General features: G+C 59.9%; 15 protein-coding genes and 1 pseudogene. 3 read left to right on the top strand and 13 right to left on the bottom strand.

Annotated features, from left to right (window positions below):
• Positions 1-87 precede the first annotated feature (87 nt).
• The 4 genes from M0746_RS16490 to minC all read right to left on the bottom strand — a co-directional run bounded on the left by M0746_RS16490 (position 88) and on the right by minC (position 2788).
• Positions 88-723, bottom strand: a complete 636-nt coding sequence (locus M0746_RS16490; RefSeq protein ID WP_258449937.1) for an RluA family pseudouridine synthase — start codon at positions 721-723, stop codon at positions 88-90.
• A 91-nt stretch (positions 724-814) separates the two neighbouring features.
• A complete protein-coding gene (gene minE, locus M0746_RS16485; protein ID WP_003223146.1) occupies positions 815-1069 on the bottom strand; it encodes a cell division topological specificity factor MinE in 255 nt (84 codons plus the stop codon).
• Positions 1069-1881: a septum site-determining protein MinD gene (minD, locus tag M0746_RS16480; protein ID WP_038367005.1), complete on the bottom strand. Its 813-nt coding sequence runs from the start codon at positions 1879-1881 to the stop codon at positions 1069-1071. Before minD ends, minE begins: the two co-directional genes overlap by 1 nt.
• Positions 1882-2050: 169 nt before the next feature.
• Positions 2051-2788 (bottom strand): septum site-determining protein MinC, encoded by a 738-nt coding sequence (gene minC, locus M0746_RS16475; RefSeq protein ID WP_258449936.1) that lies wholly within the window; start codon positions 2786-2788, stop codon positions 2051-2053.
• Positions 2789-2905: 117 nt separating this feature from the next.
• On the opposite strand from minC, the gene M0746_RS16470 reads away from it, so the two are divergent.
• Positions 2906-3838, top strand: a complete 933-nt coding sequence (locus M0746_RS16470) for a lipid A biosynthesis lauroyl acyltransferase (protein WP_203421319.1) — start codon at positions 2906-2908, stop codon at positions 3836-3838.
• A 36-nt stretch (positions 3839-3874) separates the two neighbouring features.
• On the top strand, positions 3875-5044 hold the full coding sequence (locus M0746_RS16465) for a patatin-like phospholipase family protein (protein WP_258449935.1): 1170 nt from the start codon (positions 3875-3877) through the stop codon (positions 5042-5044).
• Positions 5045-5174: 130 nt separating this feature from the next.
• Here the strand turns inward: M0746_RS16465 and M0746_RS16460 are convergent.
• From M0746_RS16460 to puuE, 8 genes and pseudogenes are all read right to left on the bottom strand, one after another.
• Positions 5175-5959 (bottom strand): annotated as a pseudogene (locus tag M0746_RS16460) (outer membrane protein OmpK).
• A 373-nt stretch (positions 5960-6332) separates the two neighbouring features.
• The gene (locus M0746_RS16455; protein ID WP_258449934.1) at positions 6333-7118 is read right to left on the bottom strand and encodes an outer membrane protein OmpK; all 786 of its coding nucleotides are present in this window, start codon (positions 7116-7118) and stop codon (positions 6333-6335) included.
• 158 nt (positions 7119-7276) lie between these two features.
• Positions 7277-8629, bottom strand: coding sequence for a nucleobase:cation symporter-2 family protein (locus tag M0746_RS16450; RefSeq protein WP_258449933.1), 1353 nt, complete (start codon positions 8627-8629; stop codon positions 7277-7279).
• A gap of 168 nt (positions 8630-8797) precedes the next feature.
• Positions 8798-10111 carry a urate hydroxylase PuuD gene (locus M0746_RS16445; protein WP_258449932.1) on the bottom strand — a complete coding sequence of 438 codons (1314 nt, stop codon included), beginning with the start codon at positions 10109-10111 and terminating at the stop codon, positions 8798-8800.
• A gap of 51 nt (positions 10112-10162) precedes the next feature.
• On the bottom strand, positions 10163-10666 hold the full coding sequence (locus M0746_RS16440) for an ureidoglycolate lyase (protein ID WP_258449931.1): 504 nt from the start codon (positions 10664-10666) through the stop codon (positions 10163-10165).
• A 120-nt stretch (positions 10667-10786) separates the two neighbouring features.
• Positions 10787-11782 (bottom strand): allantoicase, encoded by a 996-nt coding sequence (gene alc, locus M0746_RS16435; protein WP_126361596.1) that lies wholly within the window; start codon positions 11780-11782, stop codon positions 10787-10789.
• An 87-nt stretch (positions 11783-11869) separates the two neighbouring features.
• Positions 11870-12385, bottom strand: a complete 516-nt coding sequence (gene uraD / locus M0746_RS16430; protein WP_258449930.1) for a 2-oxo-4-hydroxy-4-carboxy-5-ureidoimidazoline decarboxylase — start codon at positions 12383-12385, stop codon at positions 11870-11872.
• Positions 12382-13308, bottom strand: a complete 927-nt coding sequence (gene puuE, locus M0746_RS16425; protein ID WP_208938137.1) for an allantoinase PuuE — start codon at positions 13306-13308, stop codon at positions 12382-12384. Before puuE ends, uraD begins: the two co-directional genes overlap by 4 nt.
• Positions 13309-13738: 430 nt before the next feature.
• On the opposite strand from puuE, the gene uraH reads away from it, so the two are divergent.
• A complete protein-coding gene (gene uraH / locus M0746_RS16420; RefSeq protein ID WP_208938131.1) occupies positions 13739-14092 on the top strand; it encodes a hydroxyisourate hydrolase in 354 nt (117 codons plus the stop codon).
• Between the two features lie 100 nt (positions 14093-14192).
• Here uraH and M0746_RS16415 read toward each other — a convergent pair whose 3' ends face one another.
• Positions 14193-15734, bottom strand: coding sequence for a hypothetical protein (locus M0746_RS16415; protein WP_258449929.1), 1542 nt, complete (start codon positions 15732-15734; stop codon positions 14193-14195).
• Positions 15735-15758 lie beyond the last annotated feature (24 nt).

Below are 15758 nucleotides of genomic sequence, written 5' to 3'. Positions count from 1 at the left end.
GAAAGCGGTATTGCATTCAACAAGGATGTTGACTGATCAATCGCTTTCGCGAGCAGGCTCGCTCCCACATTTGATCCAGGGGGCCGGTCAGAACGGCGCCGGGCACTCGAAGCGCAGGCGTTCGCCGGTCTGCGGGTGAGTGAAGCTGAGCATGCTCGCGTGCAGACACAGCCGCGGCCATGCCGCCAGCGCCTGTTCATGGGCATAGAGCCCGTCGCCGAGCAGCGGATGGCCGATCGACAACATGTGCACGCGCAACTGGTGCGAACGACCGGTGATCGGCGTCAGTTCGACGCGGCACCAGTCGCCGCAACGCTCCAGCACCTTCCAGAACGTCAGCGCATGCTTGCCGAATTCGTGATCGACCACGTGCCGCGGCTTGGTCGGCGGATCGTAACGCAGGGGCAGATCGATGCTGCCGCTGTCGAGCTTCGGTTGACCCCAGGCCAGGGCGGTGTAGGCCTTTTCGGTCTCGCGGTCGTGAAATTGCCGCGACAGTTCACGGTGCGTGTCGGCGTCGCGGGCCAGCAAAATGATGCCGGAGGTTTCCCAGTCCAGACGATGGACGATGCGCGCTTCCGGGTAGCCGTTTTCCTGCAGGCGGGTGATCAGGCAGTCCTTGTTGTCGTCAGCGCGGCCGGGCACCGAGAGCAGCAGGGTCGGTTTGTCGACCACCAGTACGGCGGCGTCCTGATGGATGATGCGGATGTTGGACAGCGGCATTAAAACAGCCTCGTAACAAATGCCAACGGCGGTTCAGGGCCATTCCACTGAAGGAATGGCCCTGAACCGCCGTCGTACCTGCCGGATCGACTCAGCGATCGGGCAGGGTGATGTTGAGTTCCAGAATCGAGCAACTGCCCTGGCTTTCCAGTGCAACATGTACGTCGTCGTTGCCGATGTTGACGTACTTGCGGATCACGTCGACCAGTTCCTTCTGCAAGGCTGGCAGGTAATCCGGCGTGCTGCGCTGGCCGCGCTCATGCGCCACGATGATCTGTAGACGCTCTTTCGCTACCGAGGCGGTACTTGGCTTTTTGTTGGCACGAAAGAAGTCAAAAAGGTTCATTACCTACCTCCAAACAGGCGCTCGAAGAATCCCTTCTTCGTAACATCGAGGAAACGATGTTCTTTTTCTTTGCCCAGCAGACGATCGACGGCATCGCTGTACGCCTGACCGGCATCGCTCTGGTCGTCGAGAATTACCGGAACACCCGAGTTGGAAGCCTTCAGGACGGCTTGGGATTCCGGAATCACGCCAAGCAGGGTGACGGCCAGAATTTCCTTCACGTCTTCGACGCCCAGCATCTCGCCATCGCTTACGCGTTGCGGGTTGTAACGAGTCAGCAGCAGGTGTTCCTTGATCGGCTCTTCGCCTTTTTCGGCACGACGCGATTTGCTGGCCAGCAGGCCCAGCATACGGTCGGAGTCACGTACCGAGGACACTTCCGGGTTGGTCACGATGATCGCTTCGTCGGCGAAGTACATGGCCAGGTGCGCACCTTTCTCGATGCCGGCCGGGGAGTCGCAGACGACGAAATCGAAGTCTTCCTTCAACTGCATCAGAACTTTTTCCACGCCTTCGACAGTCAGCGCGTCTTTGTCGCGAGTCTGACTGGCGGCCAGCACGTAGAGGTTTTCCAGGCGCTTGTCTTTGATCAGGGCCTGTTGCAGGTTGGCTTCGCCGTTGACCACGTTGACGAAGTCATACACCACGCGGCGCTCGCAACCCATGATCAGGTCAAGGTTACGCAAGCCCACATCGAAGTCGACGATCACTGTTTTGTGGCCGCGCAGAGCGAGGCCGGTACCGATAGCGGCGCTGGTGGTGGTCTTACCCACACCACCCTTGCCGGATGTAACCACGAGAATCTTGGCCAAGGTGTTTCACCCCTAAGGAAGAAGGACTGTTCAGCCCCTGAAAAACATCTCTTGAAAACTACTGCAGTCGGACAGCCTTGGCTGGAATTCGGCGTTGAGCCTTTTTCCTACTTCGTTTGAGCCGTTTTCGCTACGTTTTAGAGATGCTTGGAAAATGCGGCAGTATCCGTTAAAGCCGAATGATGTTCAACACGTCGGCCGACAGGCTGACCTGTACGCCGGAGCCCCACAGTGGATCGCGGCGCAAATCTTCGGAAACCTTGTAATGACCGGCGATGGAGATCAGTTCAGCGCTCAATTGCTGACAGAAAATCCGTGCCTTGGTATCGCCCTTCACGCCGGCCAGCGCGCGGCCACGCATCGGGCCGTATACATGGATGTTGCCATCGGCGAGAAGTTCCGCCCCCGGACTGACCGAAGACACCACCACCAGATCGCCACCCTGCGCGTATATCTGTTGGCCACCACGCACTGGCGTAGTGATGACACGGGTCGGTTTGATCGTCGGCTCAGGCGGCTTTTCCGGCTTCTTTTTGACTTCGGCTTCGGGCATTTCCAGCGGCCGCTCACGGGCGCCGGACGGCGGCAGCACGGGGATGTCGATGGCGATGGCGGCGGCGATGTCTTCGATGCGGCTGGCGCGAATGGCGAGCGTGCGCAGGCCATGCTGACGGCACACACGCATCAGCCCCGGCAGGTCGATGGCGCCCTGGCTCGGCGGCAGTTTGTCCAGCGCCAGAACCAGCGGCGCGTTGCTGAAGAAATTCGGCGCCTGGGCGACTTTCGCGGCCAATTGCCGATCGAGGCTCTCGAGGTCGTTACGGGCCAGTTCCAGCACAGTAATGGCCAGCATGCTGCCCTTGAGCTGGAATACGGGATCTTGGTCTAACGGGTCGGTTTGGCTCATGTCGGCATACAACGGCTTGTCACTAAAAGTGCCGAGACTTATAACGAGAACGCCCGCGAGCCGCAAGCCGGGTCGAACGATGTAGAATGCGCGGCCACTGTATTTACGGAAGCTTTAATGGATCGCCCGCGTTTTCGAAAAGCATTTCTTGCTCCGCGCTTCTGGCCGCTCTGGTGCGGTCTGGGGCTTTTATGGCTGATCGTGCAATTGCCGTATCCGGCGCTGCTGACCATCGGTCGAGTTTTGGGCGCGTTGATGTATCGCGTGGCCGGCGACCGACGGGCCATCGCCCGGCGCAATCTGGAATTGTGCTTCCCGGAAAAATCCGCCGCCGAACGCAAACGCCTGCTCAAGGAAAACTTCGCTTCCACCGGTATCGCTTTCTTCGAGATGGCGATGAGCTGGTGGTGGTCGCGTGAACGTCTGGCGAAACTGGCCCACGTCGAAGGTCTTGAGCATTTGCAGAAGGCCCAGCGCGAGGGCAAGGGCGTGATCCTCATGGCCGCGCATTTCACCACCCTGGAAATCGGCGCGGCGCTGCTCGGCCAGCAGCACACCATCGACGGCATGTACCGCGAACACAAGAATCCTTTGTTTGACTACGTCCAGCGTCGCGGCCGTGAGCGGCACAACCTCGATTCGCTGGCGGTGGAGCGCGACGACGTGCGCGGCATGCTCAAGCTGCTGCGCTCGGGCCGGGCGATCTGGTACGCACCGGATCAGGACTACGGCGCCAAGCAGAGCATCTTCGTGCCGCTGTTCGGCATTCAGGCCGCGACGGTGACCGCGACCACCAAATTTGCCCGTCTGGGCAAGGCGCTGGTGGTGCCGTTCACACAGGAGCGTCTGGCGGACGGCAGCGGCTATCGCTTGGTGATCCACCCGCCGCTGGAGGACTTTCCCGGCGAAACCGAAGAGGCCGACTGCATCCGCATCAATCAGTGGGTCGAAAGCGCATTGCGTGCGTGCCCCGAGCAATACCTGTGGGCGCATCGGCGCTTCAAGAGCCGCCCGCCGGGCGAGCCGAAGCTGTACGCCAAACGCGCCTGATCGGCACCTTTTCTGTAAGCACCCTGGAGGGTTGCGATGCGCCCAGCTGAACCGGTCACAGGTCTGATTCTTTCCGGCGGCGGGGCGCGAGCGGCGTATCAGGTGGGCGTGCTGGCGGCGATTGCCGAACTGCTGCCGCTGGGCGCCGACAACCCGTTTCCGGTGATCGTCGGCACCTCGGCCGGGGCGATCAATGCGGTCAGCCTCGCCAGCGGCGCGACGGATTTTCGCGCCGCCATCGAACGCCTGACCTTGTTCTGGCAAGGCTTGCGCAGCCATCGCGTGCTGCGCAGTGACTGGCCCGGAGTGATCCGCCAGGCCAGCCGCTTTGTCAGCCACAGCTTGCTGGGCCTCGGCCGGCAAATGCCGGTGGCGCTGCTCAACAGTTCGCCGCTGCGCGAGCTGCTCAATGAAAAGCTGCACCTGCCCGGCATCGCCGAATCCATCGCGCGCAAACAACTGCACGCGGTCGCGGTGACGGCGTTCGGTTACGAATCGGGGCAAGCGGTGACCTTCTATCAGGGCGGCGGCACCATCGATGCCTGGCTGCGGCATCGGCGCATCGGTGTGCCGACGTCGTTGTCGGTCGAGCATCTGTTGGCGAGTTCGGCGATCCCGTTGCTGTTTGCGCCGGTGAAACTCGACGATGAGTTTTTCGGCGATGGCGCCGTGCGCCAGTCCGCACCGATCAGCCCGGCCCTGCACCTGGGTGCCAGTCGCGTGCTGGTGGTGGGTGTCAGCGGCAACCCGCGTGGAGTCGATCCGCAGCAACCGCTGGTACGCAGCTACACCGGTCAGCAGCCGACACTGGCGCAGATCGGCGGGCATATGCTCAACAGCACGTTCATCGACAGTCTGGAAAGCGATATTGAATTGCTGCAGCGCCTCAACCAGTTCAGTCACTTGCTGCCAGCAGGCACGCCGACTCGCGAGTTGGGTGTGGCACCGGTCGAGGTATTGGTGATTGCGCCGAGCCAGCCGATCGATGAAATCGCCGCACGCCATCGTCAGGAATTGCCGGCGGCATTGCGGTTGTTCTTGCGTGGGCCGGGGGCGACCAAAACGAGCGGGGCGGGGGTGTTGAGTTATCTGTTGTTCGAGGCGGGGTATTGCAGCGAGTTGATTGAATTGGGGCGACGCGATGCGTTGGCCAAGCGCGAGGAGCTGTGCCGGTTTTTGGGAATAACCGAAGCGGTTTCAGCCTGACCTTTGCGGTGCGGCTATCGCTGGCAAGCCAGCTCCCACAGGGGCATGTGTCGTTCACAATTGTTGAATACACATGGAAACCTGTGGGAGCTGGCTTGCCAGCGATGGCGTCGGTGAGGACGCCGCTGCATCAGAAGTGGAACTTCACCAGGAAGTTGGTCACGCTCTGATTGGTCTTGAATGCACCGGTGTCGTCGATCCCGTACTTGTCTTTCCAGTAGTCGTATTCCACACCGACATACAACTGCTTCTCGCCAAAGCTCAGCGCTTTGCCCAGGTCGTATTTGACCTGTGGGTTGAAGTGCAGGTTGGCGTGGTAATCGCCTTTGGAGTTGGAGTCGTTGTCGGTGACCCAGTCCATGAAACCGTCGATCAGGATGTCCGACTTGCCAACCGGGATGGTGTAGGACCAGACCGGAGTGATCTGCCAGACATTGTCACCGGCGCGAGCACCTTGGGTGTGGCGCTGGTAGAAGTTCAACTGGAAGTAGTCGAAGCCCGGAATCGCCAGGTCGAAACCTGGACCGATCAGGTACGACTCGGTGTCGCCTTCGCCGAACTCGTAAGTCATCGCCAGCAGGACGTCTTTGATCGGGCCGAACTCGATCTTCTGGTCGAGCACTTTGCCCAGCGAGATGCGCGGGCTGAACTCACCGTAGTAGGTGTTCGGACCGTTGCTGAAGTCCTTGCCACCGTTGTAGAAGATCTTGTCGAGGAAGAAGAAGTTGTCGCCGTACGTCCACGCGTCGGCGTGTTCGAAAGTGACGGTCTGCTGGATGCGCGGGTTGACCTGGAAGTCCTTGCCATACAGATAGGTCAGGCTGTTGTTCTGCCACTGCAGGAGGCCGTCGGCCATGGCCTGCCCCCGGCCAGCAGCGATCCCGCAAGCATCAGGCTGGTGCACATACGTTTCATTCGGTTGCTCCCAAAGTAGGTGTTCCACGTTTGTTTTTTTAAGATCGGCGCTCTGGTGTGGCGCCTTTTTTCGTTGCTGCAAAATTCATCCGATCGGTCAGCTTCATTGCTGTTAGCAAGAGCTGAGCCAAGGCGTTCGAAAAGACAAAAAACGCCCTCTCGGCTGCTGAAAAACAGTCGATTGCGCGTGTTTTCGGGATGCCTCGGTACTGACCGCGGCCGGGATAAGTTGGCTTTTCGGTCAGAAATTAAATTCGGGCTTTTTTTTAGACCGAATTCAGAAGGCCGCGGAGAATACTGACTCAACGGCCAGGTCTCAAGTGCCCCGCAACAGAGCACCGACGACAGGCAGGGCGCACGGTTGCGGATCATCTTAGAAGTGCACCTTGAGCAGCAGGCTCGCGGTGTTCTGGTTGGTGTCGAAGTTGTGGGTGTTTTCGATGCCGTACTTGTTCTTCCAGTAGCTGTATTCAGTGCCGACATACAGCTGCTTCTGGCTCCAGCCCAACGCTTTGCCGAGGTCGTATTTGATCTGCGGATTGATGTGCAGGTTGGCGTGGTAGGTGCCGCGCGAGTTCTCGTCATTGTCGACAACCCAATCCAGGTAGCCGTCGATCAGCACGTCGGAGTTGCCCAGCGGGATGCTGTAAGACCATGCGGGGGTGATCTGCCAGACGCCATCGCCGGGGCGCGGGCCTTCGGTCTGGCGGCGATAGAGGTTCAGCGTGACGTAGTTGAAACCGGGCACTTTCAGATCGAAGCCGGGGCCGATCAGGTAGGCCTCGCTGTCGCCTTCGCCATATTCGTAGGTCATCGCCAGCAGCAGGTCCTTGATCGGGCCGAACTCGATCTTGCGGTCGAAGATCTTGCCGAACGACAGGCGCGGGCTGAACTCGCCGTAGAAGGCGTGCGGGCCTTTGTTGGCGTCTTCCGTGCCGTTGTAGAAGATCTTGTCGACGAACAGGAAGTTGTCGCCGTACTTCCAGCGGTCGGCGTGCTCGAAGGTCACGGTCTGCTGGATCGACGGGTTGATGGCGAAATTCTTGCCGTACAAATAGCTGAGGCTGTTGGTCTGCCACAGCAGCAGATCGCCGGCCATGGCCTGACTCGCGGCCAGCAGGCCGCCACTCAACATGACGCTGGTTTGCGTGCGGATCATCGGTTGCTCACTCTTGTTTTTATTGTTGAGGCAGGGTGTTGCACAGTCTCTGTGGGAGCGAGCCTGCTCGCGAAGAGGGCGTGTCAGTCGCCATCAATGTTGAATGACACAGCGCTTTCGCGAGCAGGCTCGCTCCCACAAAGGAAAATCAGTTACGCTCAGTGCGCATGGCAATCATTGATCGCCGCGCGCTCCTTGCCGCCGAGAATGTTGAACAACAGGTTCAGCGTCAGCGCGCTGAGGGTGGCCATGGCGATGCCGCTGTGGGTGATCGGGCTCATCCACATTGGCAGGTGGGCGAAGAACTCCGGACGGACCACCGGAATCAGGCCCATGCCGATGCTGACCGCGACCAGCAACTGGTTGCGGCGGTCACCGATGTCGGCTTCCTGGAGAATCTTGATCCCGGTCGCAGCGACCATGCCGAACATCGCAATCGCTGCACCACCGAGCACTGCTGGCGGAATCGATGCGACCAGAAATGCCGCTTTCGGCAGCAGGCTGAGGACGATCAGCAAACCACCGGCGACGATGGTCACCGAGCGGCAACGCACGCCGGTCATCTGCACCAGGCCGATGTTCTGCGCGAACGAGGAGTGGGTGAAGGTGTTGAAAAAACCGGCAAAGAACGACGCGCCGGCATCACACAGCAAGCCGCGCCGCAGCATGCGCGGGCAGACTTCCTGACCGGTGATCTTGCCCAGCGCGAGGAACATCCCGGTCGACTCGACGAAGATGATCACCACCACCAGACACATCGACAGAATCGGCGCCAATTCGAATTTTGGCATGCCGAAATGCAGCGGTGTGACGAACTGAATCCACGGCGCGCTGGCCATGCCGCTGAGGTCGACCATGCCGATCACGCCGCACAGTACGTAGCCCAGGCACATACCGATCAGCACGGAAATGTTCACCCAGAAACCGCGCATGAAACGGTGCACCAGCAGAATGGTGGCCAGCACCAGGGCGGCGATGGCCAGATAGATCGGTGAGCCAAATTGCGCAGCGTCGACGCCACCACCGGCCCAGTTCACAGCCACAGGAAACAACGATAAACCGATCGAGGTGATGACCGTGCCGGTCACCAGCGGCGGGAAGAAACGCACGACCTTGGACATGAACGGCGCGATCAGCATGCCGAAGAAACCGGCGGCGATGGTGGCGCCGAAGATCCCTTGCAGACCAATGCCGGGCATGCCCGCCATGGCGACCATGCTGCCGACCGCCGCAAAACTGGCGCCCATCATCACCGGCATGCGAATGCCCATCGGGCCGATGCCCAGCGATTGCACGATGGTGGCGATGCCGGCGACCAGCAGGTCGGCGTTGATCAGGAAGGCGATTTCTTCACGACTCAGGCCAGCGGCCTGTCCGATGATCAGCGGCACCGCGATGGCGCCACCGTACATCAGCAGAACATGTTGCAGACCGACCAGGATCAGTTGCAAAAGGGGCAAACGCTGAATGGCGGGTGCGTCGGGGATGCGCGCGTTGGACAGCTCGGACATGCAACACCTCGGATCTTTTTTATTCTTGTGATTAACAGCTGCCGGGTTGCTTGCAGCTGTTTCTTTGCATCAGGTTGACCGCATTGCGGCCAATCGCTGGCAAGCCAGCCCCCACACAGGCAGTGCAAAACCTTGTGGGAGCTGGCTTGCCAGCGATGCTTTTACGGCTTAGTTGGTCTGCGCTCCCTGGGCAATCCAGGCACCGATCAGGTCACGTTCCTGCTGGGTCATCTGGGTGATGTTGCCCAGTGGCATGATCTGCGTGGTGATGGCTTGCGCCTGAATGCGCGCGGCGTTCTGGCGGATCTGCTCGGGGGTGTCGAGGATCACACCGGCAGGCGCTGCGCTGAACAACGGGCTGGTCGGCTTCGACGAGTGACAAACCGTGCAACGTTCCTGAATCACGTGGTGCACTTTGTCAAAACCGGGACCGGCATTGGCGGCTTGCGCCGGTGCTGCAGCAGGCTCGGCAGGTGCCGCAGGTTGCGCCGCTTCAGCCGGTTTTGCGCCACCCCCCAGCGCCGTTTCCGGCAATGGCTGGTACTCGATTTGCGCCGGTGCCTTGGCCACTTCCGGGGCGTTCGACATTGGCATCGGACCGGTGACGTAAGCCAGGCAGATCATGCCCACAGCGCCGACCGGCAGGGTCCAGGCGAACTTGTGGCTGTCGTGACGGGTATTGAAGTAGTGACGCACCAACACCGCCAACACCGCGATCCCGGCCAGGATCAACCAGTTGTACTGGCTGCCGTAGGTGCTCGGGAAGTGGTTGCTGATCATGATGAACAGCACCGGCAGGGTGAAGTAGTTGTTGTGTCGCGAACGCAGCAGGCCTTTGGCCGGCAGCGCCGGGTCCGGCGTGCGGTTCTCAGCGATGGCTGCAACCAGTGCGCGTTGTGCCGGCATGATGATGCGGAACACGTTGCCGACCATGATGGTGCCGATGATCGCGCCGACGTGCAGGTACGCACCGCGACCGCTGAACACTTTGCTGAAGCCATACGCCGCGCCGATGATCAGCACGAACAGAATGAAACCGAGCAGGGCAGGGCGTTTGCCCAGTGCCGAGTCGCAGAGGAAGGAGTAGATGAACCAGCCGACGAACAGCGAGCCGAGACCGATGGCCACGCCTTCCGGACCGCTCAGCGTGCTGCCCGGTGCGAGCAGGTAGAGCGTCGGATTGGAGTAGAACACCACGCACAGCAGCGCGATCCCCGACATCCAGGTGAAATAGGCTTCCCACTTGAACCAGTGCAGGTTGTCCGGCATGGACGGTGGGGCCAGTTTGTATTTTTCCAGGTGGTAGATGCCGCCGCCGTGGATCGCCCACAGATCACCGGCCAGACCGGTTTTCGGGTTGACGCGGTTGAGGTTGTTCTCCAGCCAGACGAAGTAGAACGACGCGCCGATCCAGGCCACGCCAGTGATCATGTGAACCCAGCGCACGCTCAGGTTCAGCCATTCCAACAGATGTGCTTCCACAGTCTTTACCTCTCGCCTGTCACTCTTGTTGTCGAGTGATCAGACCTTCTCTTATTGGTGGGGGGCGAGGATCAAACGCTCATCCTCTTTGAAAAAATGCTCATCGCAGTTATTGCCTGTGCCACTGCGATCAACCACCAGGAAGTCATCCCGCTTTTCGATCGTCAGCACCGGGTGGTGCCAGACGCCGCGATGGTAATTGATGCCCTGCCTGCCGTTGGTGACGAAGGCGCGGACCAAGCCTGATACAGGTACATCGCCAAGTGGCGCGACCACGATCAGAAAGGGGTTGCCGAGCAGCGGAATGAAAGCCTGGCTGCCCAGCGGATGGCGTTCCAGCATGCAAACGGTCAGCGGCATGTCCTGCGCATCGGCGCGGAAAATGCTGATGATCGCGTTGTCCTCAGGCTGTGCGGTTTCGACCGTCGCCAGTTTGTGGAAGCGCATGGTCGAACCGTTGTTGATCATGAAGTGATCGCTGCCGTCGGTTTCGATCACGTCACCGAAAGGGGCGAAGGCTTCTTTGGTCAGCGGTTCAATCGTCAGTGTGCGCATGCTGTTCTTCTTATCCGAATTCTGTGTTGACTGTTCTGACGCCTTCGCGAGCAGGCTCGCTCCCACCTTTGGAATGCAATCCCCTGTGGGAGCGAGCCTGCTCGCGAATGGGTTCAGCGCTTATTTAGCGACCTTGCCCAGTACACGCAGGCGACTCACGCCCCCATCCGGGAACACGTTCAGGCGGATGTGGGTGATCGGGCCCAGCGCTTTGATCTGCTCGACGAAGGTGTGTTCGGCGTGCATTTCCAGCTTCTGGCTTGGCAGCAGTTCGCGCCAGAACAGCGACTGGGTTTCGATCTGGCTGTCGGTGCCGCCCTTGACGAACGCGCCCTGGATCGAGCAGGTGTCCGGGTAGTTGCCCTTGAAGTGCAGGGTGTCGACAACGATTTTTTCGATTTCGCCCGGATGACCCAGGGCGACGATCACCCAGTCATTGCCCGGCGTACGGCGACGTGCGGTTTCCCAGCCGTCGCCCATGTTGATGCCACGGCCCGGGTTGAGGATGTTGCTCATGCGGCCGAAGTGTTCGTCGGAGCAGGCGAGGGCGCGGCCACCGTTGAGGGCTGCTGCCAGGTCGACTTGCTCGTTGTCGCCAACCGCCGACCAGTCGCGGAACGGAACGCCGTACACACGCAGGCGCGCAACACCGCCGTCCGGGTAGATGTTGAAACGCAGGTGGCTGAACGCCTGGTCGTTGCTGATTTCATGATAGTGGTGGCTGTTGCCCTGCAGCTCGACGGCCGACAGCACTTCAGTCCATTGAGTGTTTTCATCCGGCTCGCCCGAGGCCAGGAAGCAGGCTTCCAGCGAGGCCGACGGCGGGTAGTTGCCGGTGAAGAATGAGGTGTCGATGTCCACGCCCTTGATCGAGCCCGGTACGCCGAGGCGGATCACTGCGCTGTCGAAACCTTCGAAACGCTTGCGACGCGACTCCCAGCCGTCCATCCACTTGCCGTTGTCATCGAACACGCCCTCCTTCCATACGGCCGGGGTCGGCTGAAACAGACGATTGGCGTCTGCGAACCAGTCATCGGTGACCGAAATGATCTTGGTGCCCAGACGGGCGTCGGCCAGGTTGACGTATTTTTCGAAAGGTACGGCGTAAGCTTTCATTCTTCTTGTCTGCCTTTGAATAAGTGGCTGGGGATGCTTGCAGGGCCCTGGGCGTTTACGCGTTCATTCACGCTCGGGCCAGGCTTGCTAAAGAGTCAGTAAACGGAACAGGGCAATCTTGTTGATCTCCGCCAGCGCGCATTTGAACTCGGCTTCCACCGAATGATTGATGCGCGTTTCGAACGCCGCGAGGATCTGATGCCGGTTGCTGCCTTTTACCGCCATGATGAAGGGAAACTTGAACTTGGCCTTGTAGGCGTCGTTCAGCTCGGTGAAGCGCTGGAACTCTTCGGCCGTGCATTGGTGAATACCGGCGCCAGCCTGTTCATTGGTGCTGGCTTCGGTCAGTTGGCCCTGGACGGCGGCTTTGCCGGCCAGGTCCGGGTGAGCGTTGATCAGTGCCAGCTGACTGGCGTGATCGGCGCTCAACAGGATGTCGCTCATGCGCTGGTGCAGGGTTTCGATCTCGTCGATCGAGGTGTCCGCACCGAGGTCGTAGGCCTTTTCGGCCACCCATGGCGAATGTTCGTAGATGTCGGCGAAGGCTTTGACGAAAGCGTCGCGGCTCAGGGTCGACGGCTGCAGGGTTTGAAAGCGGCTCATTGGGCGGCCTCTTGGTACGGGTGGGTTTCATGCCAGTGGCGCGCGATGTCGACGCGACGGCTGAACCACACCTGTTCATGACTTTTGGCGTATTCGATAAAGCGCTTGAGCGAAGCGAGGCGACCGGGGCGGCCGATCAGCCGGCAGTGCAGACCGATCGAAAGCATTTTCGGCGCTTCGGCACCTTCGGCGTAAAGCACATCGAAGGCGTCTTTGAGGTATTCGAAGAAATCGTCGCCCTTGTTGAACCCCTGCACCTGGGTGAAGCGCATGTCGTTGGTGTCGAGGGTATACGGAATCACCAGGTGCGGCTTGCCCGTCGGGTTGTTCGGTTCCCAGTAGGGCAGGTCGTCATCGTAGGTGTCGCAGTCGTAGAGGAAACCACCTTCTTCCATCACCAGCCGACGGGTATTCGGCCCGGTGCGGCCGGTGTACCAGCCCAGCGGGCGCTCGCCGGTCAGTTCGGTGAGGATGCGGATCGCTTCGAGCATGTGCTCGCGTTCCTGCGCTTCGTCCATGTACTGATAGTCGATCCAGCGGTAGCCGTGGCTGCAGATTTCGTGGCCGGCCTCGACCATCGCGCGGATCACATCCGGGTGACGCTGAGCGGCCATGGCCACGGCGAAGATGGTCAGCGGAATGTCGAATTCCTTGAACAGTTTCAGAATGCGCCAGACGCCGGCACGGCTGCCATACTCGTAAAGCGATTCCATGCTCATGTTGCGCGCGCCTTGCAGCGGCTGCGCGGCGACCATTTCAGACAGGAACGCTTCGGATTCCTTGTCGCCGTGGAGAATGTTGCGCTCGCCACCTTCTTCGTAATTGAGCACGAAGGACAAGGCGATGCGGGCATTGCCCGGCCAGTGTGGGTGAGGAGGGTTACTGCCGTAACCGATCAGGTCGCGTGGGTAGTCAGCGCTCACTGCAGTCTTCCTTCTTATACGTTGACAGAGGGTGTGGCGGCCTGGCGGTGAGGGATCAGGCTGGCGTCACAGCGATGGGCTGATTGTATACAACTTTATTTACATTTTGTAAGCCTGAATTTTCGCATTTTTCGCCGACTGTCATCTTTTCCTGATAATGGCGTGAGCCTGCAAGAAACCTGCCTGCCCCGTCAGCTATTGCACGGAAGGCGCAATGAATAGGCGTATCGCCGGTTAATCCGGAGGAAACCCCCGGATGGCGGGGGTGGCAAGAAAAATGTCGTTTTTATTGTGTACAATTTTTTTGAAAAGTGTCTTAATCAGTCGCTCGCCGCAGCGTTTCGTGCTCCGAATCGGTGCGGTCTCCTTTTCAACTGACTTCGGGAGGCGCGCAGTCTGACTGCTCCACGCAGGCAGGCGCGCAGAATCAATGGGACGTTTGACTACTCACGTTTTGGACGCTGCACACGGTTGCCCGGGCAGTTCGATCAAGGTCGAGCTGTACCGCGTTGAAGGTTCGCAACTGGAATTGGTCGCCAGTGCGGTCACCAACAGCGACGGCCGGGTCGATGCACCGCTGCTGCAAGGCGATGACTATCGCACCGGGGTTTATCAGGTTCAGTTCCATGCGGGCGATTACTACCGCGCCCGTGGCGTCCAGTTGCCGGAGCCGGCGTTTCTGGATGTGGTGGTGCTGCGTTTCGGTATCTCTGCCGAGCAGGAGCACTACCACGTGCCGTTGCTGATTTCGCCTTACAGCTATTCCACCTATCGGGGCAGTTGATCCCCCAAGCGGCTGCCCCTGCCGGGAAGCGACTGCGCATATAGCTTCTTTGGTCTTTCGCCCGCTCACACTGCGGGCTTTTTTTCGTCTGGCGGCCCCCTCAATTTTCTCTGACGATAAACAACGTCGTCTGCCCCAACGCGTCCACTTGTATGCCGCCGCGCAACCAGACCGCTTCGCGTGTATCGCTGGCCTCGGCACGCGGCTGCTCCCTCTCGCTCACGCTCGGCACCTGTGCGGTATCGTCGAGCGCGTTGACCGGATAAACCTTCAGCGCAAATGCCTGGTCGATGCCATGCCGATGAAAGCGCAGTTCATGGCGTGACCCTGGCGGTGCGGTGCGTTCGATGACGTAGCCTTCATCGGCCAGCACCTCGCTGAACAGTTTATGCAATCGGGCCGTCGAAGGCTGGCTGGCGAAGCGGTTCCAGTGATGAGCGAAGCGCCCGGGGTCGAAGTCCAGTCGCGGCAAACCATAATCTGGCGTCGAGGGCAGGGACTGCATGCCGGATATCGCGAGCGGCCGGCGCAACATCAACAACGGCTCGGCCAGTTGCCCTTGCGGTGCTTTGTGCAGATGCCGGTGGGTCCAATGGCGCAAGACCTGGTTGAGCGATGCCAAGCCTGTACCGGTGATGATCTCGCAATCACTGGCATGATTGAACATCGCCCGGGCCAGTGCGCTGACGGAGCGGTCTGCCAGCGATTTGAAGGTTCGGGCGATGTATTGGGTGATCGGCATTTCGAAGGGAACGACGCTGTCGAGTACCGTCCACTGGTTATTGCTCAGTACGGCATATTTGGGTTGCAGCGATGGGTGATCTCGCAGCATGTATTCGAAAGCGTCGTACAGGGCCGGGGAGAACAACGGATTTTCCAGATAGACCAGTCGCGAGTGCGCATTCAGGTCTTGCTTCACTATCTGATAGAAGTGTCCGTCTATTTCGATGTGTTGCCCGAGCGCCGGGCGAACACGGCGGCCCCAATTTCGCCAGAGGCCGAACGGCAAGTTCAGTGCCCCGGGATGGGCTGCGAGCAGACTGTCGCTGAGTGTCTGGCTGGTGTCTGCGGTTTCTTCGGCAGGTACGCTGCCACGCGGTTGGTATCGCCACAGTCGGGTCCCGGGAATACGTTCGAACAACACCGTTGAAACGTTTCGCGTTGTTGCAAAAATCTGTTGATACTGACCGGCGCTGTTTTTGCGCACCAGGACGGTTCCGAGCGCGGTGTCGACATAGGTTTTGCGATGTTTGTCATAGCGCACCCCATCCTGCGTATCGAGCGCAGAGGTGAGCAGGGCGGCATCTTGCGCAGCCAGATAAACCGGGGTTTGTGACTCAATGCGCTGAGCATCGACGTACGGCGATTCAATTGCCGTAATTGGCGAAAAGCCGTGTCTGTTGATCTGGACCGCGCCAGGTGGTAACAGCGTAGTTTCACTGATCTGTACCGAGGCCGGATAAGCAGGCGCGCTCGGTTTTCCGGCGGGGAACAGGTGGGCGTTGTATTCGTCGGTGAGTCCGACGGGTAAATCGGCGGAACCGGAGCGGACGCTGTCGGACGCGGCGGTTTTGGGGCGTAGCGATGTTGGCAGAGTATCGGGCGGAATGATTCCCGCCCCGCGGCTTGGTGGCTTGACCATGGAGAGTATCCCTTGTGGAGCGAT

Origin of the sequence: Pseudomonas sp. S11P7 (assembly GCF_023195435.1) — a bacterium.
Classification (GTDB): domain Bacteria; phylum Pseudomonadota; class Gammaproteobacteria; order Pseudomonadales; family Pseudomonadaceae; genus Aquipseudomonas; species Aquipseudomonas fluorescens_G.
Note: the sequence above shows the minus strand (reverse complement) of the source record. Positions and strands in the feature narration are given on the sequence as shown.

Bases quoted from the DNA above. Each gene is read 5' to 3' on its own strand.
- M0746_RS16450 (WP_258449933.1), bottom strand. From the start codon at position 8,629: ATGTCCGAGCTGTCCAACGCGCGCATCCCCGACGCACCCGCCATTCAG.
- minC (WP_258449936.1), bottom strand. From the start codon at position 2,788: ATGAGCCAAACCGACCCGTTAGACCAAGATCCCGTATTCCAGCTCAAG.
- uraH (WP_208938131.1), top strand. From the start codon at position 13,739: ATGGGACGTTTGACTACTCACGTTTTGGACGCTGCACACGGTTGCCCG.
- M0746_RS16470 (WP_203421319.1), top strand. From the start codon at position 2,906: ATGGATCGCCCGCGTTTTCGAAAAGCATTTCTTGCTCCGCGCTTCTGG.
- M0746_RS16455 (WP_258449934.1), bottom strand. From the start codon at position 7,118: ATGATCCGCACGCAAACCAGCGTCATGTTGAGTGGCGGCCTGCTGGCC.
- uraD (WP_258449930.1), bottom strand. From the start codon at position 12,385: ATGAGCCGCTTTCAAACCCTGCAGCCGTCGACCCTGAGCCGCGACGCT.
- M0746_RS16465 (WP_258449935.1), top strand. From the start codon at position 3,875: ATGCGCCCAGCTGAACCGGTCACAGGTCTGATTCTTTCCGGCGGCGGG.
- minE (WP_003223146.1), bottom strand. From the start codon at position 1,069: ATGAACCTTTTTGACTTCTTTCGTGCCAACAAAAAGCCAAGTACCGCC.
- M0746_RS16440 (WP_258449931.1), bottom strand. From the start codon at position 10,666: ATGCGCACACTGACGATTGAACCGCTGACCAAAGAAGCCTTCGCCCCT.
- M0746_RS16490 (WP_258449937.1), bottom strand. From the start codon at position 723: ATGCCGCTGTCCAACATCCGCATCATCCATCAGGACGCCGCCGTACTG.
- alc (WP_126361596.1), bottom strand. From the start codon at position 11,782: ATGAAAGCTTACGCCGTACCTTTCGAAAAATACGTCAACCTGGCCGAC.
- M0746_RS16415 (WP_258449929.1), bottom strand. From the start codon at position 15,734: ATGGTCAAGCCACCAAGCCGCGGGGCGGGAATCATTCCGCCCGATACT.